22 protein-coding genes, 1 pseudogene and 1 other annotated feature are annotated in these 24697 nt (G+C 40.3%); of the genes and pseudogenes, 18 read left to right on the plus strand and 5 right to left on the minus strand.

Annotated features, from left to right (window positions below):
• The first annotated feature begins 329 nt into the window (after positions 1 to 329).
• Positions 330 to 1595 carry a YbfB/YjiJ family MFS transporter gene (locus CSV76_RS07735; RefSeq protein WP_099625184.1) on the plus strand — a complete coding sequence of 422 codons (1266 nt, stop codon included), beginning with the start codon at positions 330 to 332 and terminating at the stop codon, positions 1593 to 1595.
• Between the two features lie 120 nt (positions 1596 to 1715).
• Here CSV76_RS07735 and CSV76_RS07740 read toward each other — a convergent pair whose 3' ends face one another.
• Entirely contained in the window at positions 1716 to 2465 is a 750-nt protein-coding gene (locus tag CSV76_RS07740) for a MerR family transcriptional regulator (protein WP_099625185.1), read from the minus strand.
• A 149-nt stretch (positions 2466 to 2614) separates the two neighbouring features.
• Between CSV76_RS07740 and CSV76_RS07745 the strand changes: the two genes are divergently transcribed.
• From CSV76_RS07745 to CSV76_RS07755, 3 genes are all read left to right on the plus strand, one after another.
• Positions 2615 to 4294 carry a hypothetical protein gene (locus CSV76_RS07745; RefSeq protein WP_099625186.1) on the plus strand — a complete coding sequence of 560 codons (1680 nt, stop codon included), beginning with the start codon at positions 2615 to 2617 and terminating at the stop codon, positions 4292 to 4294.
• Between the two features lie 663 nt (positions 4295 to 4957).
• Positions 4958 to 5752, plus strand: a complete 795-nt coding sequence (locus CSV76_RS07750; RefSeq protein ID WP_158232770.1) for a gluconate 2-dehydrogenase subunit 3 family protein — start codon at positions 4958 to 4960, stop codon at positions 5750 to 5752.
• A 28-nt stretch (positions 5753 to 5780) separates the two neighbouring features.
• Positions 5781 to 7538, plus strand: a complete 1758-nt coding sequence (locus CSV76_RS07755) for a GMC family oxidoreductase (protein WP_099625187.1) — start codon at positions 5781 to 5783, stop codon at positions 7536 to 7538.
• Positions 7539 to 7671: 133 nt separating this feature from the next.
• Here CSV76_RS07755 and CSV76_RS07760 read toward each other — a convergent pair whose 3' ends face one another.
• Positions 7672 to 8367, minus strand: a complete 696-nt coding sequence (locus CSV76_RS07760) for a pseudouridine synthase (RefSeq protein WP_099625188.1) — start codon at positions 8365 to 8367, stop codon at positions 7672 to 7674.
• Between the two features lie 184 nt (positions 8368 to 8551).
• Between CSV76_RS07760 and CSV76_RS07765 the strand changes: the two genes are divergently transcribed.
• From CSV76_RS07765 to CSV76_RS07775, 3 genes are all read left to right on the plus strand, one after another.
• On the plus strand, positions 8552 to 9073 hold the full coding sequence (locus CSV76_RS07765; protein WP_099625189.1) for a GNAT family N-acetyltransferase: 522 nt from the start codon (positions 8552 to 8554) through the stop codon (positions 9071 to 9073).
• A gap of 273 nt (positions 9074 to 9346) precedes the next feature.
• Positions 9347 to 9547, plus strand: a complete 201-nt coding sequence (locus tag CSV76_RS07770; RefSeq protein ID WP_085130578.1) for a cold-shock protein — start codon at positions 9347 to 9349, stop codon at positions 9545 to 9547.
• Between the two features lie 270 nt (positions 9548 to 9817).
• Positions 9818 to 11626 carry a M3 family oligoendopeptidase gene (locus tag CSV76_RS07775; RefSeq protein ID WP_099625190.1) on the plus strand — a complete coding sequence of 603 codons (1809 nt, stop codon included), beginning with the start codon at positions 9818 to 9820 and terminating at the stop codon, positions 11624 to 11626.
• Positions 11627 to 11786: 160 nt separating this feature from the next.
• On the opposite strand, the gene brnQ is transcribed toward CSV76_RS07775, so the two are convergent.
• The 3 genes from brnQ to CSV76_RS07790 all read right to left on the minus strand — a co-directional run bounded on the left by brnQ (position 11787) and on the right by CSV76_RS07790 (position 15089).
• Positions 11787 to 13088 (minus strand): branched-chain amino acid transport system II carrier protein, encoded by a 1302-nt coding sequence (gene brnQ, locus CSV76_RS07780; protein WP_099625191.1) that lies wholly within the window; start codon positions 13086 to 13088, stop codon positions 11787 to 11789.
• 250 nt (positions 13089 to 13338) lie between these two features.
• Positions 13339 to 13591, minus strand: a binding site (T-box leader).
• A gap of 193 nt (positions 13592 to 13784) precedes the next feature.
• Positions 13785 to 14489, minus strand: coding sequence for an anthrone oxygenase family protein (locus tag CSV76_RS07785; RefSeq protein WP_233204433.1), 705 nt, complete (start codon positions 14487 to 14489; stop codon positions 13785 to 13787).
• 42 nt (positions 14490 to 14531) lie between these two features.
• A complete protein-coding gene (locus CSV76_RS07790) occupies positions 14532 to 15089 on the minus strand; it encodes a TetR/AcrR family transcriptional regulator (protein ID WP_085426146.1) in 558 nt (185 codons plus the stop codon).
• 263 nt (positions 15090 to 15352) lie between these two features.
• Between CSV76_RS07790 and CSV76_RS07795 the strand changes: the two genes are divergently transcribed.
• The 11 genes and pseudogenes from CSV76_RS07795 to CSV76_RS07845 all read left to right on the plus strand — a co-directional run bounded on the left by CSV76_RS07795 (position 15353) and on the right by CSV76_RS07845 (position 24688).
• On the plus strand, positions 15353 to 16264 hold the full coding sequence (locus CSV76_RS07795) for a DsbA family oxidoreductase (RefSeq protein ID WP_099625317.1): 912 nt from the start codon (positions 15353 to 15355) through the stop codon (positions 16262 to 16264).
• Between the two features lie 14 nt (positions 16265 to 16278).
• The gene (locus tag CSV76_RS07800; protein ID WP_085426147.1) at positions 16279 to 16584 is read left to right on the plus strand and encodes a monooxygenase; all 306 of its coding nucleotides are present in this window, start codon (positions 16279 to 16281) and stop codon (positions 16582 to 16584) included.
• A 101-nt stretch (positions 16585 to 16685) separates the two neighbouring features.
• Entirely contained in the window at positions 16686 to 17423 is a 738-nt protein-coding gene (locus CSV76_RS07805) for a pirin family protein (RefSeq protein WP_158232762.1), read from the plus strand.
• Positions 17424 to 17616: 193 nt separating this feature from the next.
• A pseudogene (locus CSV76_RS07810) lies at positions 17617 to 18600 on the plus strand (ring-cleaving dioxygenase).
• A 16-nt stretch (positions 18601 to 18616) separates the two neighbouring features.
• Positions 18617 to 19213, plus strand: a complete 597-nt coding sequence (locus CSV76_RS07815) for an NADPH-dependent FMN reductase (RefSeq protein WP_198166196.1) — start codon at positions 18617 to 18619, stop codon at positions 19211 to 19213.
• A gap of 154 nt (positions 19214 to 19367) precedes the next feature.
• Complete coding sequence (locus CSV76_RS07820; RefSeq protein ID WP_085426150.1) at positions 19368 to 19892, plus strand: YceI family protein; 525 nt, start codon at positions 19368 to 19370, stop codon at positions 19890 to 19892.
• A gap of 96 nt (positions 19893 to 19988) precedes the next feature.
• Complete coding sequence (locus tag CSV76_RS07825) at positions 19989 to 20438, plus strand: MarR family winged helix-turn-helix transcriptional regulator (RefSeq protein WP_085426151.1); 450 nt, start codon at positions 19989 to 19991, stop codon at positions 20436 to 20438.
• 78 nt (positions 20439 to 20516) lie between these two features.
• Entirely contained in the window at positions 20517 to 21452 is a 936-nt protein-coding gene (locus tag CSV76_RS07830) for a ring-cleaving dioxygenase (protein ID WP_099625193.1), read from the plus strand.
• 230 nt (positions 21453 to 21682) lie between these two features.
• The gene (locus CSV76_RS07835) at positions 21683 to 22036 is read left to right on the plus strand and encodes a hypothetical protein (RefSeq protein ID WP_099625194.1); all 354 of its coding nucleotides are present in this window, start codon (positions 21683 to 21685) and stop codon (positions 22034 to 22036) included.
• A 166-nt stretch (positions 22037 to 22202) separates the two neighbouring features.
• Positions 22203 to 23072 (plus strand): conserved phage C-terminal domain-containing protein, encoded by an 870-nt coding sequence (locus CSV76_RS07840; protein WP_099625195.1) that lies wholly within the window; start codon positions 22203 to 22205, stop codon positions 23070 to 23072.
• Between the two features lie 152 nt (positions 23073 to 23224).
• Positions 23225 to 24688: an MDR family MFS transporter gene (locus tag CSV76_RS07845; RefSeq protein WP_085426156.1), complete on the plus strand. Its 1464-nt coding sequence runs from the start codon at positions 23225 to 23227 to the stop codon at positions 24686 to 24688.
• Positions 24689 to 24697: the final 9 nt, after the last annotated feature.

Below are 24697 nucleotides of genomic sequence, written 5' to 3' on the forward strand. Positions count from 1 at the left end.
CAGCGCGCGCTGAAAGCCCCGCAGGTAGCGAAGCGGACGAGGAGATTGAAGCCGTGCCCGCGGAAAGCGTCCGCCTGGAACGAAGATCAAAGGTATCCATCTCCTCACTTTCTTCAAAGGTAACAATAATAGAATTATGTAAAATAAAAAGAAGTTGGAATAATCTAACATGAATGCTATAGTGTTAGGGATAGAATTCACACTTTAGACATAAAATACACAAACTCAGAATTCCTGCCGAAGCTACTACGACTTAACACCCTGACGCAATTCTGAATGAATTCTCTCACAAAGAATGAAGCACAACGCGAAGAAAGGGTGGAATTCTTATGTTAGCCAAGGAGCACGAACAAAATATTTGGAAATATGCATTTGCGAGTGTCGCCGTCACCGTCAGTTCTCTCGGATTTGGACGGATGTCGTACGGAATTATTATGCCCTTCATGAAAGAAAATTTGGAGATGTCCTATAAACAAGCCGGACTACTCGCCACGACCGTGTCGATCGGCTATTTGATGATGGTGATCTTTGTCGGATTGCTCGTCACGAAATTCGGTGCCAAAAAGCTTGTCATCTTCGGAACTGGACTCGTTTCATTCGGATTATTCATGCTGTCATTTATCACAGGGTATGGCTGGACGCTTTCTGCGATGTTATTACTCGGAATTGGAACCGCTTTCACCTACACGCCGCTTATTACTATATTAGTCGGTTGGTTTCCGAGAAAGCGCGGCATGCTGATTGGATTCCTTGTCAGCGGCATGGGGCTCGGAACATTAATTTCAAGTGCTTTAATTCCATTCTTCACGACGTGGTTCGGGGATATGGGCTGGCGCTATTTATGGTTCTTCTATGGCGCTGTGTCAATCGTCTCCATTATAATCGCGATGATCATCTTGCGTGACCCACCGATCCCATTATTGCCGAAGGAGACGCAGAAACGTTCATTTTGGACGAAAGTATACTTCAATAAACGCGTACTTCGCGTCGCTTTCATTTACGGCCTTGTGGGCTTTGCCTATTTGGTGCCGCAAAGCTTCTTGTTCAGTTATATTCTCGAAGTAGGGCTGACGAAGTTTCAGGCGGGGCAGATCATGGCAATCAGTGGAATTATGGCGATCTTCAGTGGGCCTTTATGGGGCGGGGTTTCGGACCGTATTGGTCGTAAATCGGCTTTGCTTACAACTCTTGGTATTGGAGCAGTTTCTCTAATCATTCCGGTGATGTTCCCGGTCTATATCGGACTCATCGTTAGCCAATTCCTATGGGGAGCAACGATTGTCGGGATGCTGTCGCTCTGTCAAGCGCTGTCTACGGAACAAGTCCATCCGACGTACGCACCTGTCGCACTTGGCTATGTGACGTTTTTCTTCGCAGGAGGACAGTTGCTCGGTCCGGGTATCGGCGGCTGGATTATTGATCGTTTTCAGCAAATACCGCTTGCACTTATTATGTGTAGTGCATTGCTTGGCATAGCGTTCTTGCTGTCGATTCGAATGAAAGCCCATGCGGTCGATTTGGATGTGACGGAGTTAGAAGCGAAACCTGTGCTGGACAACTTTTCTATAAAAGAGACATCTGCCAAGGAAGTGTGAATGGATCGGTAGTACTCATTTTTGTCAAATGAAATTACACTTCTTACTACAACTATATAGGAAGAAAAATAAGCGCCGACAATCCCATATAGGAATGTCGGCGCTTGTTTACTCTTCGTATTATTTGCTCTTCTCGGCATAGATCTTCATAGCATCGCGCATGAATGTTGCCAAGCCGTTTCCAAATTGGTCAATGTTCTGCATGAAGCGTTCATCATCCACATACAGTTGCCCAAGTCCTTTAAATGCATCTAACGAGTAATGGTGGCCAGTGTGCTGATTTAAGAAGTCATACCATTCATTGATACCTACTTGTGCCTCTACAGATTCAGGTGACGTATCTTTCAGCATGGCCAATTTTTTATAGATCGCTGTCATCTTCTCGCCCATCTCATGTTGTTCTGAAGTAGATTTGTTTTCAATGGCAGCAGTCGATTGATCCACTATTTCATCGCCCCATTTACGACGCGCTTCCTCTTTATACGAATTATGACTGAAATCAAAGCCATCAAATTTTTCTTTATTAGACATCTGTTTCTCTCCTTTCTCAAATTTAGTAGTCTTGTCAATTGTGGCAATCAGTCTGTCGATCCGCTCGCGTCTTTGCAGCAACATATGGCGTTGGAGCTTCAGCGCTTCTTGACGATCAAATGATGGACTACTAATCATTTCTTTTATTTCTTTAAGTGGGAAGTCGAGTTCTTTGAAGAACAGTATTTGTTGCAATGTATCCAGATTTTCAGCTGAGTACAGACGATATCCAGATTCCGTCATCTCATCCGGCGTTAGGAGACCGATTTTGTCATAATGATGCAGTGTGCGTACACTAATTCCTACTAATTCAGCAACTTCCTTTACCATCCATTTCATTGTATGCACCTCCCTACAATTACTACTTTAAAGTATAACGTTACGTAAGAGTCAATAGAGAAGATGAATATAAATTTGAAACGGTTTTCGATCTTATACGTATACAGAGTATGAAATAAAAATCTTGTTCCTAGAAAAGAGTGTTGAATATGTGGAGTTTACTATTATTTTCGTTACTCGCAGGGGTCGTGGCAAGTGCTATTATCGTTCCATTCCTTTCGGTAAATAATAAAAATGAGAAGTTGTCATTTAACCGATGGGTTGCTTTCGGAACACTTGCTGTGATTGCTACGATTGGTGTATTCGTATTTTATTATATAACGAATTTGGATCGTAACTGGACATCGCTTTGGACATTGCTTCTTATAGTGACTATTTTAGGAGCCGTTGTTTCTCAAGGTTTAGAACGCAAAGTCAAACTGGTCGTGTCATTTGCTGCGCTTCTAGTCGGTGTGTATATCTTAAGTGCGCCATTGTTTAATGCGAATAAAAAGTATGAAACGGTTGCGATGGCGCAAAAAGTAGAGATCACAGCGTTTGATGAAACGAAAACGCCTGCGAGTGTACCGCCGAAGTTTGCACGCAATAAAATGAAAAAAGCGTTCGGTCAAGTCCCGGATACGAGCTATTATGAACTGGGTCATTTGCAAATTCAAAAAGTACAAGATGAATTCGTCTACATTGCGCCTGTAGAGTTTTCAGGTTTCTTTAAGTGGTTCAACGGGAAAACTACACCAGGTTATTTTACGATGAGTGCAACGGATTCATCGGATAATCCTAAATTTATCAAAACGGAAATGGCGTATACAACTTCTTCCTATTTGCATAAAAAAGTGTATCGTAAAATGCGTATGGATATGCCGGATTTGATTTTTTACGGAGATGTTCAATTGGAAATTGATGATGAAGGCAAGCCGCATTATATTCGCACATACGGGGAATTCATAACGGCACGTAATGGATTTAACGCGAAGGGAATTGTCATGTTGAATCCGGAAACGGGTGCTACGAAGAAATATGCATTGAAAGATGTTCCGGAATTTATTAACGGAGCGATTTCGCCTGAAGCGGTAAGTCTTCAAAATAGTTATTTCGGAAACTATATTCATGGTTTTTGGAACTCTGTAGTCGGGAAGAAAGACGTGAAACTTCCTTCAGACGAAGGAACAGAAGCAAATGTTAGCCCGATCTTTGATGCGGATGGACATATGTATTACTTTACGGATTTCACTAGCCCGAAAGAAGGCGTAGATTCGATGCTTGGCTATGCATTAACCGATGGCCGAACAGGGAAAGCAACGTATTACACGGGGAACTTGGAAGAGTCCTACATGGATTCACAAGGTGCGCTCCAGATTATTGAGAAGAAGTTTATTGAGAAAAAATGGAGCGGGGAAATGCCCGTCTTGTATAATTTCTACGGGGAAGCTAGTTGGTTGACGCCGGTATTAGATTCGAACGGATTCTTGCAAAATTATTTCATTGTTTCCGCTGCGAATCCTGAGATCTCTGTATTTGCGAATTCACCAAATGAAGCGTTGAAATTATATAAAACAGCGCTCCAACGAGGTGGTAGTACAGTAGATGGAAGTTCAAATGCAGAAGAAGCGAAAGCGAATGTCACGGTTGCACGGGTGTTTAAAGAACGTGTAGGCGATTTCACGCTTGTCTCATTCCTAACAGAAGACGGCCGAAACTTCCTTGTTTCATCGGAAGTGGCACCACTTTCAATTTATGTAGAAGTAGGCGATCAACTGATTGTGACGTATTTGGAAACAGGTGAGTTATTCCTTCCTGTAAAAGCATTAATGAATAAGAACGTGAAATGAATATTTCTTATACCCCGGCATCGCAACTTGCGGTGTCGGGGTATTTTTATAATAATATCAAATAAATCACCTTAAAATATATTAGTAAATTCAATGAGAAGAATACGCTACAAGTTTATCGTGAATATTGTTCGGTGATGAATGGTTTTCATCAATGAATAATTATAAAATTCAATAAAAAACTTTTGTACTGCTTTTACGTAATGACGACATTCCCTATAAACGGAAAAACATTATAATATAGAGTTTTAAATTAAAATATCAGGTCAAATTTACTGTGGAGAGTTCTTCTAAATAGAACCACGTTTTTTAAAAATAATCTAATGGCATAACCAGCAAGGAAATGTGTTTTTGTTCATAAGATTTCGCTTATAAGAAATTCAATCAATTATACGTTTCTAGCAAATTAGTATTTATTATTACATAATGTATTATTTAGCAAAATGAACTATGGTAAAGTCGGGTTATTGTAGCGGTCTTTAGTTCATCTTGCCGAAAATGGTAATGTTCTAACAAATCGACAAAATATGGAAGTGAATACAGTTCTGCATTCATTGAAGTAAATGGTTTAATCTCAAATGAAATTTCAGAACATAATGAATAACCGCGCAATTTTACAGTACATAACAATGCACAAAAACTTTTATGCATAGGAGTGATGAAATGGCTGACAACAACAATCCAAAAACAGAAAGTCATGATCCAGGACGTAGAAATTTCTTGAAAAACACCGGTTTAGTAGTAGGTGGCGTGGCAGGTGGATCTTTGCTGGGCGGCTTATTTACTAATCAGATGAAATCTGATGACGGGAAAAAAGGGGAAAACGAAAAAACTGCTGCTAATGTGGATCCGTCCCACGCACGAGTTTTCTTCGGACGCTTTGAAGACTTTATCGTACTGGCAACGGCTACGGAACTTATTTTCCCTGAAGACGACAGTGGTCCAGGAGCTATCGGGTTGGATGTACCGTATTTTATCGATAAACAACTCGCAGGAACTTGGGGCATAAATGGTGACGACTACCGTCAAGCACCTTTTACCAATCTGGAAGGTTTGAAGAAAATTGAGAAGGCTGATGAAAAAGTCAATCATTCACGCGCGAATCGTGGGAAGATATTCCTTGAAGGATTGCGCTTGATGAATAATGAAAGCACAAAACGATTTGATACTTCATTTGATCAGGCGACAGAAGAGCAACAACATGAAATCATGAGCGATCTTGAAGCGGGTAAGCTCGATATGAAATCCATTCCATCGGATGCGTTTTTCGCACTACTTAAGCAAGCGACGTTGGAAGGTGCATTTTCGGATCCGTTATATGGTGGCAATAAAAACATGGACGGCTGGCGCATGAAAGAATTTGCCGGTGCGCGACCTTCTTATGCGGACGTCATTGAAAGTGAAGACTTCGTCGTACTGGATCCAATCAGTTTGACAGATTATCAACGAAAGAAATAAAATTTAGCGTTTCCAGGAGGTAAGACATATGGCAGTAGAGTTAAAAAAAGTAGACGTCGTCATCGTCGGTTCTGGCTGGGCAGGTGGAATTACGGCGGCCGAGCTGACGAAAAAAGGTTACAACGTAGTAGCACTTGAAAGAGGTAAAGAACAGTCACGTGACGACTTTATCGGTGCGAAAGACGAATTGAAATATTCTATTCGCTACAATATGATGCAAGATTTATCAAAAGATACGGTAACTGCAAGAGGAAGTATGGACGAAGTGGCGAAACCAGTGCGAAATAACAACTATGCACGTTTCGGGAATGACACAGGCGGTGCAAGTGTTCACTGGAATGGCGTGAGCTTACGTTGGTTGCCTTATGACTTTGAGATCCATAGCCAAACAGTAGAACGATACGGCAAGGAAAAAATTCCAGAAAACTGTACGATACAGGACTGGGGAGTTACGTACGATGACATGGAACCGTACTATGATAAATTTGAAAAAACAGCTGGAGTTTCTGGTGAAGAAAACCCTGTTGGGCCACCACGTTCGGACAAGTATCCGAATCCGCCATTGAAAACCACTCCATCGATCGAGTTGTTTAAAAAAGCTTCAACAAACTTGGGGTATCACCCATATCGTTTGCCAGCAGCTAATATGTCTGAGCAATATACGAATCCCGATGGCGAGACAATCAATGCATGTATGTATTGTGCGTTCTGTGAAGAGTACGGATGTGACTTCGGTGCCAAAGGGGATCCAATTGTTACCGTCCTTGAAACAGCTAGAAAAACAGGCAATTTTGAGATCCGCAATGAATCGACAGTTACGGAAGTCATTAATGACGGAACGAAAGCGATTGGTTTGAAATATATCGATAATATTACAGGAAATGAATTTATCCAACTTGCGGATATCGTCGTACTCGCTGGCTTCGTCTTTACGAATAACAAGCTATTATTGAAGTCGAAAATAGGCAAGCCGTACAATCCTGAAACGCAAGAAGGCGTAATCGGTAAAAACTTTACAGGCCACTTCAGTAATATTAGTACGTACATTGGTGCACGTGGTTTCTTCGATAATGAAAAGTGGAATTTATCGATGGGTACAGGTGCGCTAGGTGCAAAAGTAGATGACTTTGCGGGAGATAACGTGGATCATACAGACCTTGATTTCCTTCACGGTTATGAAATCCGCTATTACCATTTAGGTCAGCGTCCTATCGATAATAACCATGTACCAGAAGGCACGCCTGCTTGGGGTAAAGAATACAAAGAGAAGAACTTGTTTTATCATAACCGCAGCTTGATCATTCGAGCGAAGACTGCGTTTCTGCCTAACCGGTACACGTACTTGGATTTAGATCCTACGTATAAAGATGAGCTAGGCGATCCGTTGATTCGTGCAACGGTGCACTATGAAGAGCAAGATATTAAACGCGCGCAGCATGGTGTAGAAACATGTAAAGAAATTATGACAGAAATGGGTGCGGATATTATTGACCTAGTCGATGTTCCGGATGATGTGAAGTTTGACAGTAAGTTCTACACAAATCACTTCCTCGGCGGTGCGATCATGGGTGAAGATCCTGAGACATCCGCTGTCAACTCGTACTCGCAAATGTGGGATATGGAAAACTTGTTCGTGCTAGGTGGATCTTCATTCCCACACAACAGTAACCATGACCCGACTGAAACAATCGGTGCGTTTGCTTACCGCGCTTCAGAAGGTATGATCCAGTATCTTGAAGGCGAAGGCGGCTTGTTAGTGGAAGCTAAACAAACGAGTAAAGCGTAAAAGAGTAATTATATAAATAAATAATGTATTTAAAATAGCCTAGTGTCGCAAATGCGATACTAGGCTATTCTTTAAATTTAATAACATACAAACGGATAACTATAACGTGTTAATTGTGTATGTATTCGTATAACTACTTTAACCCTGCGATCTCCTCTTCAGTCAAATAGCGCCAATGACCGCTCTCCAATGATCCAAGCTCAATATGTTTGATTCGTACCCTCTGTAAATGCGTTACAGTATATTGAAAACGTCTGCACATTCTACGGATTTGTCTATTCAATCCTTGGGAAAGCGTCATACGAAACGTATAGTCATCGATCTGAGTGACCGGACAAGGATTAGTCGTGGTGTACCCTTTAATTCTTGGGTTGTAAATATCTACACCGTTTGATAAGTCTTCTATAAAGGTGCCCGTAATCTTTTTATCAACAATTACTACATATTCTTTTTCTTGCTGATTTTCTTCTTTCATTAACGCATTCACAATACTTCCGTCATTCGTTAATAAAATCAGACCTTCCGTTTCTTTATCTAGACGGCCAACGGGAAAGATCCGTTCAGGATAGGAAATGAAGTCGATAATATTACCAGCAATAGCAGGAGACGCTGTACACGTAATGCCACTTGGTTTATTGAGCATGATATATACGTCTTCGGAAGTATGTGCGATTAGATGACCATCGACTTCAACTTGATCGTTCTCTTCAACTAGATACGCATGGGAAGCAATCTTGCCGTTAACTAAAACTTTTTCAGCTGTAATATACCGCTCTGCCTGTCTTCTCGAACAAAACCCTGAAGAACTAATATATTGATTCAATCTCAACATGTCCGCTCCTGTCTTTCTATAACGTTTCTTTTAGTATATCATGATTGCTCTTTTGACTACGCACGGCATTCGGATAGGTATTCGATATGAAGCAAATGGAGAGCGTTTTGATATAATGAAGGAAACGTCTAATGAGTAGGACTGACTGCACGAGGAAATACAGACTCAGGAGGGTAATATATTGACGATAGAATTTGTGAAATTAACGGAACCTACAGCTGCGCTGATCCACACGCTGAATCGCTGGGGGAATGATATGTATTTGAAACCTTTGAATCAACCGAATCCAAGTAAAGAAGCATTAGAGCAAGAATATACTCTCACTATAGAAGATGTTATTCAAAAGTTAGCATATCAACATACATTCCTTATCTATTTGGAGGATCAGCTAATCGGTGAAATGAGCTATACAGTGGACCCTGATCATTTACTTAAAAAAGAACCCGGGACGGCGTGGATCAGTATTTCCATTGGGGAACGTCAAGGACGAGGGAAGGGCATTGGTTTTACGGCGCTCGACTACTTGGAACAACAAATTAAAGGACAAGGTCTTAAGCGAATGGAATTGGGTGTATTTGAGTTTAACGAGCCCGCTTTGAAACTGTATAAGAAATTAGGGTATCGAGAAATCGGCCGGATAGAAAACTTCACGTATTACGAAGGGGATATGCGTGCGGATATTCGTATGGAGAAATGTTTCTAATTTTAAGAAAATAAAATTATTTTATTGGTTGATCTAGCTTGATCTAACAAGGTTTTAATAGCTAGTATACGAAGATTGCAGTAGCAAAATACGAAGAAGTAATCATTTGGGTTGCTTTTTTATTTAATGTCTGTTATATTTAAAGAGTATTATCTTTGTTCTTTTTCAGATCGAGAATATATTTCATGGAAATATATTTTGTTTTTCGTCTAAAGTTTTGAGCAAGTATAGTAACATCATTGTGTGGACATCCACACTAGGAGGCAATTAATTATGGAACAAGGTACAGTGAAATGGTTTAACGCAGAAAAAGGTTTTGGCTTCATCGAGCGCGAAGCAGGGGAAGACGTATTCGTACACTTCTCAGCTATCCAAGGCGACGGTTTCAAATCTTTAGACGAAGGTCAAAGTGTAACATTTGAAATCGAACAAGGACAACGTGGCCTACAAGCTACTAACGTTCAAAAAGCTTAATTTAAGCTTTAGAAAGGCCCTCTATGGAGGGTCTTTTTTTTATGATTATATTTATTTTACATAAGAAGTAAAAGCGTACTAATTCATTTGAGAATTAGTACGCTTTTTGAATATAAAGGTTAAACCAAATATGGGTAGAGAAAAATAAAAGCGCAATAGTAATCATACATTTTATGCGTAATTTATGATTTATCAGAAAATTAGTTAACAAATCTTTCTTAATTCACTAATAAAGTTTAAAATGGAAGGATATAAGGAGAGTGACATCCATTGAAATATGAAAACACATGGGATTTAGAAACTATTTTTGCTGGGGGAACCCAGTCTGAAGAAGTACAAACTAAGCTTTCGGCTGTAAAAGAAGATATTGTCGTGTATGCAGATCAATTAAAAGCGTGGAATTATGATCCAGCGAACGGTGCTTCTACACTAGCTGAATTATTAAAACAGCAAGAAGTCATTGGGAAAGGTTTAGGGCAGGTTGGCACATTCATCAATATGTGGCGAGACGCTTTCATGGATGATGCGCATGCAAGCGTTGTCAAAGGCCAGGTGATGGAGTTAGGTAGTGAAATTCAGCAATTGTCTACGATCTTTACGAAGAAACTTGTAGCGATTTCGGATGAAAATTGGGGAAGTCTTCTGCAAGATGATATGTTACACGAAATCAGCTTTGCGTTGAATGAAATACGCGAAGAAGGTAAACGTTTATTATCTGAAGACGAAGAAAAGTTGATTGCTAAATTAAATAAAGATGGCCTTGCAGCATGGAGCGATTTGTATAATACGGTGGGCTCCACGATGACGGTTCCTTTTACAGATAAAGACGGTGACACAACGGACTTATCCATTGGTCAAGCGATGAACAAAATGTACGCTGATCCGGATCCACAAGTGCGTGCAGACCTTTTTGACAGTTGGGAGAAAACGTGGTCGACGAACGGACCGATCTTTGCGGATATCTTGAATCACTTGGCAGGTTACCGTCTGACATTGCAAGAAGTACACGGGAGAACAGGCCATTTAGAAGAACCACTTGAATATAATCGGATGTCCGAAGAGACGTTGTCCGCGATGTGGTCGGCAGTGGACGCGCAGAAACAAACGTTTATTGATTACTTAGGGCAAAAAGCAGATTTATTCGGCGTAGAAAAACTTGGTTGGCAAGACGTGGCGGCTCCTGTTGCGGTAGGGGAAACGAAACCGACTCGTTTCACTTACGATGAAGCATGCGATTTCATTATTGAAAATTTCGCTTCATTCGGACCGAAACTCACCTCCTTCACAAAGCATGCACTTGAAAATCGCTGGGTTGAAGCGGAAGATCGTTCGAATAAGCGCCCAGGCGGTTATTGCACAAGCTTGCCTGAATTCAAAGAGTCGCGTATTTTCATGACCTTCACAGGTTCACCAAGTGATACGAGTACATTAGCGCATGAACTCGGGCATGCCTTCCATAGTCACGTCATGAAAGATCTACCCGAACTTAATCAAGGGTATGCGATGAACGTGGCGGAAACGGCCAGTACGTTTGCTGAGACCATTATTGCAGATGCTACGGTGAAAAATGCTGCATCGGATGAAGAGAAAATTTCTTTGCTTGCCAATAAATTAGAAGGTGCAACGGCTATGTTTTTAAATATCCGTGCCCGCTTTATATTCGAGGATAAATTCTATACGGAGCGCGCAAATGGCATCGTTTCGGAAACTCGTTTGAATGAATTAATGGTCGAAGCGCAAAAAGAAGCATTCGGTGATAGCTTGTCTTCTTACCATCCACATTTCTGGGCAGCGAAATTACACTTCTTTATCGATAGTGTACCGTTCTATAACTTCCCGTACACATTTGGGTATTTGTTCAGCTTAGGGATCTACGCGGAATACTTGAAACAACCTGAAGGATTTGAAGAGAAGTATATCGCGTTATTGCAAGATACAGGATCGATGAAAGTAGAAGATTTAGCGAAGAAGCATTTAGATGTAGATATTACAAAAGAAGATTTCTGGGCGGCTGGCATTGCGCTCGTTGCGAAAGACGTAGAAGAGTTTGTTGAACTGACGGACGCCTTACAGAAGTAAACTTGAAGGAGTGAAGTCCGATTACAATCATTATCATGGTGATCGTCGGTGTATTGATGGTGGTCGCGGGGTATAAAACTGCGCAAAAGATCAATAAAAGGTAATAGAAAGCGAAAAAATCCCGATTCTCTTATTTAAGAATCGGGATTTTTGATTGGATTTATTGATTTTCTTGATTATTAAACTTATCCATAATGTAACCAACAATGGCAGCGACGAGCGCGGGTAAAGCCCAGCCAAGTCCTTGTTCGAAAAATGGAATAAATTCTAGCCAGTCAGTCAAGCGATCCGAACTGTACCCTATGCTAGTCAGTATTTCGTATAACGCAAAAACAGTTGTGATAAATATGGAAAGTCGATACATCATCTTTCCGCCACCTGCAACGTGTTGGAATAACGAAAGAATGACTAGCACGATGGAGATCGGATAAATAAACACTAATAAAGGTATAGCCAAAGCTAAAATGGCATTCAATCCTAAATTGGATACTAACAACGCGAACAATACAAAAATAGCGACATACGCCTGGTAACTCAATTTTGGGTGAATTTCATTGAAAAATCTTGAACAGGCATTAATTAGACCGACACAAGTTGTTAAACAAGCCAACATGACAATGATTCCGAAAAGTAGTCCGCCGCCGCTTGGGAACAACATGCGAGCTGCTTCCGTTAATACTTCTGCGCCATTTCCAAAAGATTGTTCATTTGGAATCACTTTGCCGATCCACCCGAGTGAGAAATAGACAGTGGCCAATCCGATACTTGCGATGAAGCCGGCACCGAGAGTCCCTTTAACAAGCTCCGCCTTCGATCTGGAACCTTTGTCTTTTAGCGCGTTGATCACGACAATTCCAAACGCCAGCGCTGCGACAGCGTCCATTGTGAAATAGCCTTCCAAGAAGCCAGTTACGAATGGGGCTGATGCATAATCTGCTTGTGGAGCAGAAGATATGTTATCAAATTTGATGAAAGCTTGGACAACGAGTACCCCTAAAACTAGCAAAAGAATAGGCGTTAAAAATTGGCCAATTCGATCCACGATTTTTTTAGGGTTTAAGCTGATGTAATAGGTTAAACCGAAAAATAATATAGAGAATATAAGCAATGGGATGCTGCCATTCACTTCAACGATTTGTTTGAACCCTAACTCATATGCAACATTTGAAGCTCTCGGTATACCGTAAAAGGCTCCAATGGACATATAGATAATGATGGCAAAAATCATTCCGAACACTTTATGTACACGGTTACCCATCGACAATAGTCCGTTATCAGACAAGGCGATCGCCATGATTGCCATGAAAGGCAGTAGTACGCCTGTGATGAGGAAGCCCGTAATGGCGGGTGCAAAGTTCGTGCCTGATTCTAATCCAAGAAATGGTGGAAAGATGAGATTTCCAGCTCCGAAGAATAAGGAGAAAAGCATGAATCCTGTGAATAGTATGTGTTTTTTACTCACTATAATACCTCCTGGTGTGTTTTGTGTGTGCCTAGAGTAAAATGATAGTACATAATATTACTATATAGAGTTATTGTAATCTAGAATATTGCGACTTCGCAAAATATAGTGTCAATTGTATCGATAATTTACCCAATACCGATGATTCGACATATACGTTTCACCGCAAAATTGATTCCGATCAATCGGGTACGATGTGCAGCTTACATCTTCATTCCTTTATTTTTGCGCATAAAAAACTCGCCCCCTAAATAGGGACGAGTCTTTACTCGCGATACCACCCATGTTCGAAAATCTTCGTAAAACGATAGAAAAATTACAATCACTATCATCATACGATTATACATGTTCCATTTAACGGCGGAAGTCCGGCAAAATTTACTATTTTCAACTTTGCATCTTGGAGATGATTTTCCGACACGATCTGTTCATCAGCTTTCACCAAATGCTGACTCTCTTGGGAACAGGATTCCTATCGTACTCTTTCTCGTCACTGAATATTATATACTACAATACAATTTAACAGACAACTATTAGAAAGGTCAATACCTTTTAATATATTCGGAATATTGAAACGCGTTCACATATTGGAGTAAGAGGGAAGATAATACAACGATAGAAAGTTTAGTATTTTTATTGTGTTTTGGAAGAGTTTCATTCACTAATTACTGGACTTTATGGCTTTTAAACGCATTTTCAATAATATGTACTAAGCAATGCTACGATTAGTGTAGAGACACTTAAAATGCAAGTAATAGTTCGCAAGTTGTTCAGTAATGTCCAACTAGATTCAAAACGTACTCTTAATTCATTCCATTTAGCATCGCTTGCAGGTAATTCTGCAGAGATAATGGCTTTATTTAACGGAAGATTTCCTAAGAAAGTGATAAGTAAAGTCGCGATATAGAAGATCAATGCGATCGATCCTAAAACAATTTGAGAAGACTGCTGCGTCAAAACAGCTACTACAATAAATCCAATTTGCGCTAGAAGAGCACCGTTTGAAATGATAAGGAAAAGTGGATTGGCTACGGATGAAGTCAAGTGTCTAATGGCAAGAACGAAAGTACGATCTTCTGCTTTACGTAGACCGGGCATGACGGAGTTGGCGTATGCAAAGACGATACCAGCCATCATTCCGGTTGTGAGTACAGCGAGACCCGCTAAAACTGTAAAGAGTAATGACTTATTATCTTCGATTGGCTCATTTTGTTCAGCCATCAACCCTTCACTCAATTCCGTGGATTTTAGTGCGGCCGGTTGCGAAAAACTGAATTGCTGTAACGGGTGGTCATTCATCTCAGGATGGGGTACATTATCCGAAGCAAATGCTGTCGATGGCAATAGCGATAGGCAGAAAATGACTAAGACAGCACGAAACCCTGTAAATAATCCATTCATATGTGTGTATATCTCCTTTAGTGTGTGCATGTCACGCGTTATTCAATTGTCATGCTTGTGAAGTAAATGAGGAATAGCTAATTGAATAAATTCTTCTGGTGTGATCTCGTTACTCTTTCTTTTCCATTCTACAGAAGCTCCATAGATTCCCCAGCTCAAGATGACAGCGGTAATCTTCAACCCTTCATCTTCTTCTGTTTTATGTTGTTTTAACAGCATTCTATAAAAAATGATTTCGAGCTGTTCTCGAATATTCCGAGCAATCGTATCTTCGTATCCCCTGTGACAACGGTTCGATAAGGATTTTTGGAAGTTCGTGATCGCTACAAAAATACTCGTGATCACTTCTTCGTTTAATTCATTGCCTTGATAATTGCTGCAATCCAAATTCACTACTAACACTTCAGATAATACCTTTTCCAATAAGTCATATATATCCTCAAAGTGATAATAGAACGTTGCACGATTAATCATCGCTTCCGCCGCAATATCTGTAACCGTAATATCTTTAAATTCTTTTTTACCCGACAGTTCCATAAAAGTATCCATGATTAATTTACGTGTACGTAGAATTCGTGGGTCCGTCTTCGGTTGATTCATGTCGTTTTCCCTCCTACTTTTCCGACAATGTCTTCAATGTGTTGTATAAGCGACAAAACCAAGGTTCTATTGGTGTTGATCATTTTCATTATGGTATAGAATTTAGTTGTAGGCAAATGATTAGCGCGTAAAGCAGAGGATGCGAAACGTAATTAAATTTTGCGCTAGCAGTGGAAATTAGAAAAAATAGATTCGAACGGAAGAAAGCGCGGATTCCGTAAACTATAGAAAAGGGGAATAATACATTGAAAAACAACAATAATATGATGTGTGATATGGAAACAGGAATATGTGGAGAAGCAGGAAGCGATGAAATGGAAATAATCGATTTTAATCAGACAGCAAAAGAGATTAATTTGTATTATGTGACGGATCCTATATGTTCTCATTGTTGGGCGATTGAACCTGAGCTTCGTCGATTTGTAGAACAATATGGTCATTATTTCAACATGCATACGGTGATGGGCGGTTTATTGGAAAAATGGCATGACGGGCCGATCGATCCTGGAAATGGTATTTATAAGCCGGCTGACGTGGCGGGTCATTGGAGAGAAGTTGGAGAACATTCAAGAATGTCGATTGATGGTAGTTTAATGGTTGATAATCCAGTCCAATCTTCGTATCCTCCGTCTCGCGTATTTAAAATTATTCAAAAGAATCATGGCGACACATTGGCATCTGCCTATTTACGACGTACAAGAGAAGAGCTTTTCGTATTCAATCAAAATATTTCAGAACGCGCTGAGATGGTTGGAATCGTCAATGCACTTGGCCTTGATGGAGAAGCGATTGTCAATGAAGCTGAACAACCAATCGGACAACAATTATTGAATGAAGACTTTGCACAAGCTAGAAGTTTAGGTGCAACGGGTTTCCCAAGCATTATTATGATCAATGCAAAAAATAAAGGCTTGAAAATTGTAGGGGGTCGTCCACTTGAATCCTACGTCGATGGATTAAAAAAAGTTCTTGACGTGGACACACTACAACCAAAGCCACAACCAGCAATTTCTAGCTTGCTTGAAAAAGAAAGACTACTTTTCTCAAAAGAAATTGAAGTGATGTACGATGTAGAACAATCTGACGTAGCTTCTTATGTAGAAAAAGAACTTTCACCGAATCCATATCAAGCAAAAGAAATACTAGGAGAAGTCTATTTCACAACTACTGAATGAAAAGGAGAATGAACATGAGCTACATTGCACAAGTTGATTTTAAAATGGATGGACCGTTTGGAGAAGAAATGGCAGAAGGGTTTGCTGATTTGGCGAAAAGCATCAATGAAGAAGAGGGATTCATTTGGAAAATATGGACGGAAGATCCTGAAGCCAAAGAAGCCGGTGGGATTTACAATTTCGAAACAAAAGAATCGGCTGAAAAATATGTAGAGATGCATACAAAGAGATTAGCTAGCTTTGGTATTACGGGCGTTAACGCAAAAATCTTTGCTGTTAATTCTACATTGACTGCGATCAATAAAGGACCTGTAAACTAAATTACTAGAAGTATTTCTGTAAAACACGTACTATAACATAAAATCGACTTCCTTTTGGATAGTCGATTTTATTGTATACGATGAAAAAGGAGGAGTTACGATTGTTACAAAAACTCGCAGCAGGAAATCATGCCGTGCCATTTAGAGGACCTTTCACTATTACACGCGTTCAACCAGGCGATATTCTTGGCGATGAAACAACAGACACAGCGTTTGGCCCATTAGCAATCATTGACCATGCGGTGATGAAAAAAGGGTTAACGATTAAAATGCACCAGCATATCAATGATGAAATTTTAAGCTATATTGGCTCTGGCGTCATGCATCATCGTGATTCTGCAGGATTTGAAGCGCCGATTGCTCGTGGGAAATTAATGTTGATGAATGCAGGAGCAGGGTTTTGGCATGAAGAAAAAGTAAAAGAAGATGAAGTAGAAATGCTTCAAATCTTCGTGCGACCGAATGAAACCGATCTATCACCGGAAATTCAATTTCATGATAAACCGGTAGACAATAAGGATTGGTATGTCATGGTAGGGCCTGAAGGTAGCGAAGCCCCATTGTATGTACGACAACAAGTCTACATTCTAGACGCGCATCCTAAAGCAGGTGAAGTGGTTGACGTTCCAAGCTATTCAGGTCTCACTCCTTTCCTATACGTCATGAATGGAGAGATTACGATGGAGCATCTGACAATTGGCAAACAAGAAGCGGTAACCGATCCAGTCAATCCACTACCATCGTTTGTCGCGAATGAAGATACTACACTTGTCCTGTTCTTTGTTGAAATGACTGCGACTATGTCTATGGGTGGAACTATTAGTGGGTTGAAGAAGTAGCCACGAATAAATGAATTTACAATTTTATGTGTTGACAATGAAATTTACCCGTGTTATATTTATATTGAATTCGAGATAGGTTAATTAATTGCAAAAGCAATTGACGCTAATTTAAAGACAATCTCTTTTTTTTAAACAAATTTGTCTCGAATTAATAGTATATGAAAACGAGCTAATATATAGGAGGATGTATATGAACCATTTAAAAGGAATTCATCACGTAACAGCTATTACGAGTAGTGCAGAAAAGAATTATGATTTTTTCACCTTGTATTAGGAATGCGTCTCGTAAAGAAAACTGTCAATCAAGATGATGTGCAAACCTACCACTTATTCTTCGCAGACGATAAAGGCTCGGCTGGAACAGATATGACATTTTTCGATTTCCCGGGTATTCCAAAAGGTACGCATGGTACGAATGAAATTTATAAAACTTCATTCCGTGTACCGACAGATGCGGCACTTGATTACTGGATGAAACGTTTTGAAAAATATGAAGTACAACATAATGGAATCGAAGAAGTTTTCGGTAAAAAGACGTTTTCATTTGTAGACTTTGATGATCAACAATATATGTTAGTTTCCGATGAGTTGAACGAAGGTATTGAGTCAGGAACACCTTGGCAAAATGGTCCCGTACCATTGGAGTTCGCCATTACAGGTTTAGGACCTATTCATATTCGTATCGCTGAATTTGATAAGTTTAAAGGTGTTTTGGAAAATGCAATGTTCATGCGAAAATTTTGCAAGTGAAGGTTCATTCCATTTATTCGAAGTGGGTGAAGGTGGAAATGGCGCGCAAGTCATCGTGGAACATAATGAAACGTTACCTGAAGGTCGACAAGGATTTGGTACAGTGCATTACGCAGCTTTCCGCGTGGAAGATACGAACGTATTGCATGAATGGATAAATCATATGCAATCATCGGATTTTAGAACTTCAGGCTATGTGGATCGCTTCTTCTTTGAATCTTTATACGCAGCAGTCGCGCCTGGCATTCTATTTGAATGGGCAACAGATGGTCCTGGATTCATGGGAGACGAACCGTATGAAACAGTTGGGGAGATTCTTTCATTACCACCATTCCTTGAAGGACACCGCGAAGAAATTGAAGCAAAAGTTAGACCGATCGATACAGTACGTAGCACACGTACATTTGATAAAGAGTATTTGTAAGGAGTTGGAATGAACAATGAGTTTTTTCAGTAAATTATTTGGAACAAAACAACAGGAGGAAATAAAAATGACAAAATCAAATATCGGTATTATTTTAGGATCCACACGTGAAGGACGCGTAAGTCCACAAGTAGGAGCATGGGTAAAAGAATTGGCAGACAAACGCGGAGATGCGAATTACACGATTATTGATATCGCGGATTATAAATTACCACTTCTGGGCGAAGCAGGCGGCGATGCATCAGGCGCAGCAGCATGGTCAGAAATTATCGCAAAACAAGACGGGTTCGTATTCATCGTTCAAGAATACAATCACTCCATTTCGGCTTCACTTAAAAATGCATTAGACTACCTTCGCGTAGAGTGGAACGACAAAGCAGCAGGTATCGTTTCATACGGTTCAGTTGGCGGAGCTCGTGCAGCAGAACATTTACGTGGTATTTTGAGCGAATTATCCGTAGCGCATGTTCGTGTTCACCCGGCATTATCATTGTTTACAGACTTTGAAAATGGCACAGAACTTAAAGCTGCTGACGTACAGGCCGCTTCAGTAAACCAAATGTTAGACCAAGTAATTCCTTGGACAACAGCATTGAATACAATCCGTAAATAAGCTAAAGGTATAAAGTTTTCTATATAGGTCATAGTAATAGAGTGTTTACACTTAAATACAACGATTTCAGATACAACCAAATTGAATATATTGAATTCGAGACAGTTACATTGTATAATGGTCTTAATACGTAAATAAAAAGGAGAGTTTTAACATGACAAAATGGAATGTAGATGCAGCGCACACGAACGTAGGGTTTTCAGTAAGACATATGATGGTATCCAATGTAAGAGGTAGCTTCACTGGAGTGGAAGGATCGGTTACTGGAGATCTAGACAATTTAACAGATGCGAAGATTGACTTCAAGATTGATGTGAACACGATCAATACAAATAATGAAGATCGTGATAACCACCTTCGTTCAGCTGATTTCTTTAATGTAGAACAGTATCCGACTATCACATTTGATTCGACTGAAATTGTCAAAACAGGAGAAGACGAATACGATGTAACTGGCGATTTGACAGTTAAAGATGTTACGAAGAAAACTACATTTAACGTATCGCGTACGGGAGCTGGGAAAAATCCTTGGGGTGTGGATGTAGTTGGATTTGAAACAGCTATCAAAATTTCTAGAAAAGAATATGGTTTAACTTGGAACCAAGCGCTAGAAACAGGCGGCGTATTAGTAGGCGACGATATTAAAATCACAGTAGAACTTCAAGTGAATCCAGCATAACGAATAGACGATACTCGCCTCTTTCTGATTGAATAGGATTACTTGAGCCACTAGTTAGTGAATGAAAAAATAGTAAAACTAAGTGAGATGATAAGTATGAATGCAAAAGATCAACTGGAAGAGGCATTATCTCTGAAATTATTCGTTGTTCTAACCCGTGCTGTAGAGTCAATAAAAAAGCGTGTCATTGAAGATATAAAATGTTTGGGTTTAAACCCGACAGAGTTCGCGGTTCTGGAATTCATTTACAGCAAAGGTGATCAACCGATACAAAAAATTGGTGAGAAAGTGTTAATTGCCAGTAGTAGTATTACGTATGTGGTCGATCAGTTGGAAAAGAAACAGTTGTTAAAGCGAAAACCGTGTCCGAAAGATCGTCGGGTCATCCATGCTACGTTGACCACTGAAGGAACCGAACTGATGAATCAAGTCTTTCCAGAACATAAAAAAGCGATGAAAGAAATTTTTAGTGGATTAGACGTAAAAGAAAAGCAAGAAGTAATTGAACAGCTGAAAAAAGTAGGCTTTCACGCGCAAAACTTGTAACTTTTCATTTGATACCTCGAATTCATACTAGATTAATTGACTTTAATTATATAGTGAATAACAAAAGGAGTGGGAAATATGATGAAGCAAACTAGTGGTATCCATCACATTACAGCTATTGTTGGGCATCCTCAAGAAAACGTCGATTTTTATGCAGGCGTTTTAGGTTTACGTTTAGTGAAAAAAACAGTGAACTTTGATGATCCAGGTACGTACCATTTATATTTCGGTAATGAAGGCGGCAAACCAGGTTCGATTATCACGTTCTTCCCATGGGCAAATGCCTATCAAGGGAAAATAGGAGATGGCCAAGTAGGTGTAACTTCTTATGTTGTTCCTCTTGGAGCACTAATGTTTTGGGAACAACGCTTAGCCAAATTTAACGTGGATGTAACGAAGACAGAACGATTTGGTGAGCAGTACCTACAGTTTAATGACCCACATGGTCTTCAACTTGAACTAGTGGAGCGTGCGGAAGGTGAACAGAATGCCTGGACATTTGGAGGCGTGACACCTGAAGTAGCGATTAAAGGTTTCGGTGGCGCTACTTTATATTCTTCACAACCGACTAAAACAGCAGATCTATTGGAAAACGTCATGGGGCTTGAACGGATCGAAAAAGAGGGAGACTATATTCGTTTCCGTTCATCCGCAGACATTGGAAATATTGTCGATCTCAAAGCAACTTCAACGGGTAAAGGTCAAATGGGCGTCGGAACTGTTCACCATATTGCGTGGAGAGCGATTGATGACGAAGATCAATTGGAATGGCAAGACCATGTTTCAGAACATGGGTATGGCGTGACGGCAGTTAAAGATCGAAACTACTTCAATGCGATTTACTTTAGAGAGCATGGAGAAATTTTATTCGAAATTGCGACGGATCCTCCAGGCTTTGCGCATGATGAGTCGGAAGAAACGATGGGACAAGAATTGAAATTACCTGCACAATATGAGCAACAACGTGATGAAATGGAGCGCAGATTGATACCGATTACTGTCCGTGAATTGTAATCCATCAACTCGTCTTGTTCTGAAGTGACTACTTTAAAGAAGTTAGTGAAAGGTGTGTACATGTTCGTCTACTGTTTAACAGACGGCATTTCTATCCTGCACTGACTTCTTTTTTTATATATTTGAAATTTTATTTTAAAAAGGAGTATCCTTATTCAGAAAGCTCTCTATATAGCTAGTGAAGAGGCAAATAGCTGCCACTTACAACAAGTTAATAGGGGGAAACTAGTATGCAAATTAACCATGAATCGTTTCTACAATTTCATCCACAGACAGCGGAGAAGATCGGACTCAATGAATCGATGTTCTTGCAGCAAATCCACGAACTGTCTTTCGGTCCGTATGATACGGAAGAAGGGACGCAGTGGGTGCGCAGGTCGTATAAAGAGTGGCATGCTGTGATGAGTTTCTGGTCAATGGCTACGATTATTCGTGCAATACGAAAACTGGAGAAGTCCGGCTGCATTTATTCGAAGCGACAGAACTTTGGAGAAAAGATGTACCTCGTGGATTATGAAGTATGTAAGTCGAATGCGATACATTTGCTTCAACCGGCGAGCGAGGAAGTAGTGAATATCAACTAATGTGTAATACGAATGAGTGGAGGCTTATGCTTCCGCTCTTTTTTCGTGGAGTTTTGTAGCTAGAAAAAATAGTTTGAATAGGAGTATCCTTATGCAAAAAGCCTTCTATATAGTAAGTGAAGTGGTGAATTGCTATCACTTACATACTTTTTAGGAGGAATTCAGTATGAAGTTATTAATCAATGAACAGCCATTACAATTATTGCCGTCTCTTGTCCATTTAGTCGGATTGAATGAGGCGTTATTTCTGCAGCAACTGCATTTCCGCTCACTCATTTCAAAAAATGTGCGCGACAACTGTCGGTGGGTGTATAAAACGGTTGATCAATGGCAGGAGGAATTTTCATTCTTGTCGTGTATGACGATCAAACGCACGATCTATAATTTGGAAAAGCAAGGATACCTCATTTCGACTTCACAATATAACAAAATGAAAATCGATAAGACGAAATGGTATCGGATTGATTATACTAAACTACCGGTTTTTTCTAGTCAAGAAGATACGTCGGTAGAAGAAACGGTACTAGCAAAAAGTGAACTGGAAGTAGATCATGCGATGTTTCAATCTGATACAACGGACGTTTCACTTCGAAACGCTGTGTCATACCAACATGAAACGAGGGACTGTACCAATGTGAGACGGCCTATAACCAAAGAACTTAAAGAACCTAAAGAAATAAAGAATAAAGAGCTTGTCGAGAAGCCTCTCGACGTTACGCATTTCGTCATTTCGTATTTGAACGAGAAAACCGGTAAGCAATTTAAAACAACATCTGCAGCAACTAAGAAATTTATCAACGCAAGAGTGAAAGAAGGCTATACACAACAAGATTTCATACAAGTCATTGATCTCAAAGTTACGCAGTGGAATAACAATCCTGAATACCGTGCATACTTACGTCCTTCCACGTTATTCAACCCGACGAACTTTGAAAACTATTTGAATGAACAACCGGTAATTCCTACACAAGCTGTGCAAAGGCATGTGTATCGCGCGCCTGTATTGGATTTTAGCCGAGGTGAGAATCTAGGCTAGATAGTGAATGTGAACGAGAAAGTAAATCTTTGAAAAAAGTTGTTCTTTTAGAACCCGAAAGATTGACACATCGCCTATAAAAAAGCATGATAAGAATAAATGAACGGTATCTATATTGCCGAATTCAAGTGATCAACGAAAGAGGTTTTCAGATGGACGAACAGAAATACGAATACTTGGCGGATAATCCGAATATCAAAGTGATACCCATTATGCTTGCACTGATCATCGGTGCATTCTTCGCTATTCTAAACGAAACATTATTGAACATCGCACTTATTACGTTAATGGATCAATTTTCGATTACATTACCTACTGTGCAATGGATGGCGACAGGCTTCATGCTCGTCATGGCAGTGGTCATTCCCATCTCAGCATTACTAATCCAATGGTTCACAACGCGCCAGCTATTCCTTGGTACTATGACCGTCTTCACTATCGGAACGATCGTAGCAGCGAGTGCACCGACGTTCGCAATTCTTTTAACAGGACGATTAATTCAAGCTGTTGGAACAGGCTTGCTCATGCCGATCATCTTCAATGTATTCCTACTCATTTATCCGCCACATAAACGCGGAAAGATTATGGGACTTATCGGACTTGTCATCATGTTTGCGCCCGCAATTGGTCCGACGTTATCAGGCGTCATCGTGGAATACTTAGGATGGCGTTATCTATTCTTGTTAGTCATTCCATTCGCGCTATTCTCGATTGCCTTCGGTTTTAAATACTTGATCAACGTTACCGAAGTCACAAAGCCTAAAATCGATTATCTTTCATTGGTCTACTCATCGATCGGCTTTGGTTCACTCGTCTATGGGTTCAGCTCTGTTGGTAACAGCGCAAAAGGTTTTGCAGATCCGCTCGTCTTACTGTTTATTAGCATCGGAGTGATCGGGATCGTCCTGTTCGTGCTACGTCAGTTGAAGCTAGAAGAACCGATCATGAATATGCGTGTGTTCCGTTACCCAATGTTCACACACGCCGTCATTCTGTTTCTGATCATCATTATGGCGATGTTCGCATCGGAAATTATCTTGCCTATTTACATGCAAGGTCCTCTCGCATTAACTGCTGCCACAGCCGGTTTGATTTTACTGCCAGGCAGTATACTAAACGGTATTATGTCACCATTCATGGGCTCACTATTTGATAAGTTCGGACCTCGTGTGCTGATGATACCTGCTACGATCGTATTGAGTGCAACGATGTTCATGATGAGCCGGTTAACGCTCGAGACGCCGATTTGGGTTGTCGTCGTCAGTTATATTTTACTAATGCTTGCGGTCTCTGCCATTATGATGCCTGCGGAGACGAACGGATTAAATCAACTCCCTAAGAAATTATATCCGCACGGTACAGCAGTGATGTCGACGCTACAACCTGTCGCTGGTGCAATCGGCGTGTCGGTTTTCATTAGTATTATGAACGCGAGACAACTGCACTTCCTAGAGAAGTCTCAGACGCCTACAGATGCGTTAACAGCAGATCTCGCACTCGTTGCTGGAGTAGAGCTTGTGTACTTCATCGCGTTTGCTATGTCGCTCGTGGCGGTCGTGCTGTCATTCATCGTCTATCGTGCAACACCTGAAGATTATGTAGAAGAAAACAAGTAATAGAAAAAA

Source organism: Sporosarcina sp. P17b (genome assembly GCF_002743115.1).
Taxonomy (GTDB): domain Bacteria; phylum Bacillota; class Bacilli; order Bacillales_A; family Planococcaceae; genus Sporosarcina; species Sporosarcina ureae_C.

What these genes read in the sequence shown, in the direction of transcription:
- CSV76_RS07750 (WP_158232770.1), top strand. Translation starts at nt 4,958, where the DNA reads ATGGCTGACAACAACAATCCAAAAACAGAAAGTCATGATCCAGGACGT.
- CSV76_RS07845 (WP_085426156.1), top strand. Translation starts at nt 23,225, where the DNA reads ATGGACGAACAGAAATACGAATACTTGGCGGATAATCCGAATATCAAA.
- CSV76_RS07825 (WP_085426151.1), top strand. Translation starts at nt 19,989, where the DNA reads ATGAATGCAAAAGATCAACTGGAAGAGGCATTATCTCTGAAATTATTC.
- CSV76_RS07790 (WP_085426146.1), bottom strand. Translation starts at nt 15,089, where the DNA reads ATGAATCAACCGAAGACGGACCCACGAATTCTACGTACACGTAAATTA.
- CSV76_RS07800 (WP_085426147.1), top strand. Translation starts at nt 16,279, where the DNA reads ATGAGCTACATTGCACAAGTTGATTTTAAAATGGATGGACCGTTTGGA.
- CSV76_RS07745 (WP_099625186.1), top strand. Translation starts at nt 2,615, where the DNA reads ATGTGGAGTTTACTATTATTTTCGTTACTCGCAGGGGTCGTGGCAAGT.
- CSV76_RS07820 (WP_085426150.1), top strand. Translation starts at nt 19,368, where the DNA reads ATGACAAAATGGAATGTAGATGCAGCGCACACGAACGTAGGGTTTTCA.
- CSV76_RS07815 (WP_198166196.1), top strand. Translation starts at nt 18,617, where the DNA reads ATGAGTTTTTTCAGTAAATTATTTGGAACAAAACAACAGGAGGAAATA.
- CSV76_RS07795 (WP_099625317.1), top strand. Translation starts at nt 15,353, where the DNA reads ATGATGTGTGATATGGAAACAGGAATATGTGGAGAAGCAGGAAGCGAT.
- CSV76_RS07785 (WP_233204433.1), bottom strand. Translation starts at nt 14,489, where the DNA reads ATGAATGGATTATTTACAGGGTTTCGTGCTGTCTTAGTCATTTTCTGC.
- CSV76_RS07740 (WP_099625185.1), bottom strand. Translation starts at nt 2,465, where the DNA reads ATGAAATGGATGGTAAAGGAAGTTGCTGAATTAGTAGGAATTAGTGTA.
- CSV76_RS07770 (WP_085130578.1), top strand. Translation starts at nt 9,347, where the DNA reads ATGGAACAAGGTACAGTGAAATGGTTTAACGCAGAAAAAGGTTTTGGC.
- CSV76_RS07735 (WP_099625184.1), top strand. Translation starts at nt 330, where the DNA reads ATGTTAGCCAAGGAGCACGAACAAAATATTTGGAAATATGCATTTGCG.
- CSV76_RS07755 (WP_099625187.1), top strand. Translation starts at nt 5,781, where the DNA reads ATGGCAGTAGAGTTAAAAAAAGTAGACGTCGTCATCGTCGGTTCTGGC.
- CSV76_RS07835 (WP_099625194.1), top strand. Translation starts at nt 21,683, where the DNA reads ATGCAAATTAACCATGAATCGTTTCTACAATTTCATCCACAGACAGCG.
- CSV76_RS07840 (WP_099625195.1), top strand. Translation starts at nt 22,203, where the DNA reads ATGAAGTTATTAATCAATGAACAGCCATTACAATTATTGCCGTCTCTT.
- CSV76_RS07830 (WP_099625193.1), top strand. Translation starts at nt 20,517, where the DNA reads ATGATGAAGCAAACTAGTGGTATCCATCACATTACAGCTATTGTTGGG.